At 68.5% G+C, this 4,536-nt stretch carries 6 protein-coding genes and 1 pseudogene; 3 read left to right on the top strand and 4 right to left on the bottom strand.

Going from position 1 to position 4,536, the window contains the following annotated elements; all coding sequences use genetic code 11:
- Positions 1-246, top strand: a pseudogene (locus tag J7E68_RS08140) (SGNH/GDSL hydrolase family protein); the annotation flags it as partial.
- A 16-nt stretch (positions 247-262) separates the two neighbouring features.
- Here the strand turns inward: J7E68_RS08140 and J7E68_RS08135 are convergent.
- Positions 263-1,066 (bottom strand): RNA methyltransferase, encoded by an 804-nt coding sequence (locus tag J7E68_RS08135; RefSeq protein WP_215171559.1) that lies wholly within the window; start codon positions 1,064-1,066, stop codon positions 263-265.
- A gap of 85 nt (positions 1,067-1,151) precedes the next feature.
- Here J7E68_RS08135 and J7E68_RS08130 point away from each other — a divergent pair, with 85 nt between their 5' ends.
- Together J7E68_RS08130 and J7E68_RS08125 are read left to right on the top strand one after the other, a co-directional pair.
- On the top strand, positions 1,152-1,991 hold the full coding sequence (locus J7E68_RS08130; protein WP_215171557.1) for a Sir2 family NAD-dependent protein deacetylase: 840 nt from the start codon (positions 1,152-1,154) through the stop codon (positions 1,989-1,991).
- The gene (locus tag J7E68_RS08125; protein ID WP_215171555.1) at positions 1,988-2,575 is read left to right on the top strand and encodes a histidine phosphatase family protein; all 588 of its coding nucleotides are present in this window, start codon (positions 1,988-1,990) and stop codon (positions 2,573-2,575) included. Before J7E68_RS08130 ends, J7E68_RS08125 begins: the two co-directional genes overlap by 4 nt.
- Before the next feature lie 38 nt (positions 2,576-2,613).
- Here J7E68_RS08125 and J7E68_RS08120 read toward each other — a convergent pair whose 3' ends face one another.
- The 3 genes from J7E68_RS08120 to J7E68_RS08110 all read right to left on the bottom strand — a co-directional run.
- Entirely contained in the window at positions 2,614-3,420 is an 807-nt protein-coding gene (locus tag J7E68_RS08120) for a CoA ester lyase (RefSeq protein ID WP_215171553.1), read from the bottom strand.
- Entirely contained in the window at positions 3,417-3,941 is a 525-nt protein-coding gene (locus J7E68_RS08115) for a MaoC family dehydratase (protein ID WP_215171551.1), read from the bottom strand. Before J7E68_RS08115 ends, J7E68_RS08120 begins: the two co-directional genes overlap by 4 nt.
- Positions 3,942-3,950: 9 nt before the next feature.
- Positions 3,951-4,536: acyl-CoA dehydrogenase family protein (locus tag J7E68_RS08110; RefSeq protein WP_285224989.1), on the bottom strand; the 586-nt coding region annotated here is incomplete at its 5' end.

The following is a 4,536-nucleotide window of genomic DNA, read 5'->3' as shown; positions in this document are numbered from 1 at the left end:
GTGGTGGCTCGTATGGTCCTGCGAGCGCTCAACGTGCCGAACGACCTGGAGTCCATGCAGCCCGAGACGATTCCGCTGCGCACCTGGCGCGAGGCCCGCACAGAGGACTTCGGATGGGCGCGGGAGCACCTCGTTCCCTGGGTGCTTCGCCGTCTGCGCCACGAGTCGTCTGGCGACCACATCGTCGCGAAGCGTCCCGAGCCCTCGCCCATCATCTTCCCCGGCTCCGGCTCCGGTTCGGACTGACCTTCCGCCTCGCAGCTCAGCTCGATCGAAGCGCCCAGAGGGCCACGGCTGCCGCGGACGCGACGTTCAGCGAATCGACGCCCCCGGACATCGGGATCGTCACGACCGTGTCGGCCCCCTCGAGCGCCGAGCGCGAGAGCCCGTCGCCCTCCGAACCCATGACGATGGCGACCCGCTCAGGACGGCGTGCGACGTATGCGTCGAGTGTCGTGGCATCGTCGCTCAGTGCGAGGGCGGCGACGTCGAATCCCGCCGCGTGGAGGTCCGCGACGGCCGATTCCCAATCCGTGATGCGCGTCCACGGCACCTGGAACACCGTTCCCATGCTCACTCGCACGCTGCGTCGGTACAGCGGGTCCGCTCCCCCGGGTGACACCAGCACGGCATCCGCGCCGAGACCCGCGGCCGCCCGGAACGCCGCGCCCACATTGGTGTGATCACCGACGTTCTCGAGGATCAGCACGAGAGTCGCGCCGTCGATGACCTCGCGCACGGTCGGCAGTTCAGGACGATGCATCGACGCGATCGTGCCTCGGTGCACGGCGAAGCCGGTCACCGCCTCCGCCACCTCGTCGGGGACGACGTACACAGGCACGTCGAGATCGCCGACGATCGCTCTGATGTCGTCCACGCGACGCTCCTGAACCAGGACGGAGCGCGGGCGATGACCTGCGGCGACCGCCCTCGCGATCACCTTCGTCGATTCGGCGATGTAGAGCCCGCCCGCGGGGTCGGTCACCGTTCTGAGCGCCGTGTCGGTGAGGCCTCGGTAGTCGTCGAGTCGTCGGTCGTCGGGGTCGGTCACACTCAGCAGGTCCACGAGGCCCAGTCTGCCATCGTGCGTGCGGTCGGCCCTGAAGCGTCACCCCCTCCGCGCACGCCGTAGACTCGCACAGGGAGGTCCTGTGAGCGCATCGAGTCCGGTCGAACTGTCGGCCACCATCGCTCGCACCGCCGAACTCCTGCGCGGTCGCAGGATCGCTCTGCTCACCGGCGCCGGCATCTCGACGGACTCGGGGATCCCCGCCTACCGCGGTGAGGGATCCCGCAACCGGTCCGATCCGATGACCATCCAGCGCTACCTCGGCGACGAGGCGGCACGGCGTCGCTATTGGGTCGGCGGACACCTCGGCTGGCGGTCCTTCGCTCAGGCCGAGCCGAACCCGGGCCATCTGTCGCTCGCCGGCATGGAGTCGTCGGGTCACGTCAGCGGCGTCATCACGCAGAACGTCGACGGACTGCACCTGCGCGCCGGCAGCTCGCACGTCATCGAAGTGCACGGCACGATGCGCCGGGTGCTCTGCCTCAAGTGCGGGCAGGTCTTCGACCGCCGCGACATCGCCGTGCAGATCGAAGAACGCAATCCCTGGATCACCGTCCCCGAGAACGTCGCCCTCGCTCCAGACGGAGACGTGCTGCCCGAGAGCACCGACGGCTTCATCGTCCCCGTGTGCACCGTGTGCGAGGGGATGCTCAAGCCGGACGTCGTGTTCTTCGGCGAGTACGTCCCGCAGGGGCGTTTCAAAGCCGCCGAGTCGCTGCTCCGCGCCAGCGACGCGATGATCGTGGCCGGCTCCTCACTCGTCGTCAACTCCGGGGTGCGACTCGTCGAACGCGCGCGTCGCCGCAGCATCCCCCTGATCATCATCAACCGCGAGCCGACGCGCGCGGATGTCTGGGCGGATGTCACTATCGCCGCAGGCACCAGCGACGTGCTCCCCGCCATCCAGGAGCTTCTCGAATGACCCTGATCACGCTCATCCGTCATGGTCAGACGGATTGGAACCTCGCCCGCCGGATCCAGGGTTCCACCGACATCCCCCTGAATGAGAAGGGCCGCACGGATGCCCGCACCGCCGCCGGCCTCCTCGAAGGCGTCACCCACCATTCGATCTACGCGAGTCCGTTGCAGCGCGCTCGCGAGACCGCCGAGATCATCTCCGACGCCCTGGGACTCGGCTCTCCGGTGCTGGTGCCCGACATGCGCGAGCGCGAGTTCGGCGAGGGCGAGGGCATGCTGGTGTCCGAATACATCGAGAAGTACGGCGACTGGCTGTCGCCGGTCCCGGGTGCGGAGACCCTGGGAGGGGTCGCCGAGCGGGCGCTCATCGCACTCGACGCCATCGCCCGCGACGCGCGTCGACGATCCGCCCCGGTGGCGGAATCCGTGATCGTCGTGACGCACGGTGGCGTGATCCGGTCTCTGATCGACCATGTCTCCGGCGGCACGCTGCCCCGGACCGGCGAGGTCCTCGCGAACGGCTCAGTCCATCGTTTCGAGGCGTCCCCCGGGTCGCTGCGTCTGATCGATCAGGGGATCCTCGTCTGACGGCTGAGGGCTGAGGGCTGACCGCCGACCGCGCGTGATCAGCGACCGCGACCGAGCACCGACCGCGCGTGCCTGAGCACAGGCTCGTCGATCATGCGCCCCTCGAACCGGAACACCCCGCGCTCGGTCTCTGCGGCCACGAGCACGGACTCCGCCCAGCGCAGGGTGGCGGCGTCCGGAGCGTACGCGTCCCGGATCCCGGCCACCTGACCCGGGTGGATGCACGCGGTCGCGGCGAACCCCGAGGCTGCGGCGTCGACCGCTTCGGCCTCGAGACCCGCGACGTCGTCGATGTCGATGTGCACGGCGTCGATCGCACGCTTGCCGTGTGCCCCCGCTTCCAGAAGCACACGTGCGCGCGCATACCGCGCGACATCGCGGTATGCACCGGCGGGCGTGCGACTCGATGTGCCGCCCAGCGAGGCCACGAGGTCTTCCGCTCCCCACATCATCGCGACGACCTGAGGGTGCGCGGCGATGCGGTCCGCCGCATGGATTCCCCTCGCCGTCTCGCAGAGGGCGACGAGAGAGAACCGCTCGTCGAACGGCGCGAGGCTCTCGGCATCCTCCGTCTTCGCGACCATGACGGTGCGGAAGTCCGTCTGCGCGAGCGTCGACAGATCAGAGACGAAGGCCTCCGATCCCGGCGGATTGACCCGGACGATGACCCGGTCGGGGTCGAGGTCTGCGTCGATGAGATTTCCGCGCGCAGCCGCTTTCGCTGCCGGCAGCACTGCGTCCTCGAGGTCGAGGATGACCGCGTCAGCCTTCTCGAGCGCACCCCGGAAGCGCTCGGGCCGGTCGGCAGGACAGAAGAGGAGTGCCGGGCCGAGGTCGAAGGTCATGGCGTCTCTCCCTCGGGCAGGCAGCGCACCAGCACCGTGCGGGTCGCTGTCGCGACGATGACGTCGTCCTGGTTGCGCCCGGTGTGCGCGATCGTGACGACCCCCTGACCTGGGCGAGATGCGGAGAGTCGTCTCTCGACGATCACGCTCTCGGTGTACAGGGTGTCACCGGCGAACAGCGGATGCGGGAAAGTGACGTCGCCGAACCCCAGCTGCGCGACCAGAGTGCCCTGGGTGAGCTGCGCGACCGATGCTCCGACCATGGTCGACAGGGTCCACATCGAGTTGATCAGGCGAGCTCCGAACGGTCGCTGGGCGTCAGCGAAGGCCGCATCGAGATGGAGCGCCTGCGTGTTCATCGTCAGCGTGGTGAACAGCACGTTGTCCGCCTCCGTGACCGTGCGCCCTGGTCGATGAAGGTAGCGGGCATCAGTGTCGAACTCTTCGAAGAACAGGCCCCGCTGCACGATGTCGTGCACGGTCACTCCGGTTCCCTCGCTCGCTCGCTCGGCTCGTGACATGCTGCCACGCTACCCGGCGAGTCCCAGAGCCCGCGCGATCACGAGCAGCTGGACCTCGGTCGTGCCCTCACCGATCTCGAGGATCTTCGAGTCGCGGTAGTGACGGGCGACGGGGAACTCGTTCATGAAGCCGTTCCCGCCGAAGATCTGGGTCGCATACCTGGCATTGTCCATGGCTGCCTCTCCGGCGACGAGCTTGGCGATCGCCGCCTGCTCGGCGAAGGGCAGCCCTCCGTCACGAAGCCGGGCGGCATGATGCCAGGCGAGTCTCGAGGTGTGCACCCGCGCTCGCATGCGTGCGAGCGTGAACTGCGCGTTCTGACGGGTGCTCAGCGGACTTCCGAAGATCGTGCGACTCTTCGCGTAGTCGACCGCCGCTTCGAGGCAGCCCTCGGCCGCTCCGGTCGACAGCGCGGCGATCGCGATGCGTCCCTCATCGAGGATGCTGAGGAAGTTGCGGAAGCCGCTCCCCTGCTCCCCCAGCAGGTTCCCGGCCGGCACGCGTGCTCCGTCGAAACTCAGCGGATGCGTGTCTGACGCGTTCCATCCGACCTTGTCGTACGGGGCCTCCACGGTGAATCCCGCAGTGCCGTTG

Origin of the sequence: Microbacterium sp. ISL-103 (genome assembly GCF_018613995.1) — a bacterium.
Taxonomy (GTDB): domain Bacteria; phylum Actinomycetota; class Actinomycetes; order Actinomycetales; family Microbacteriaceae; genus Microbacterium.
This window is presented reverse-complemented; position numbering and strand designations above follow the sequence as displayed.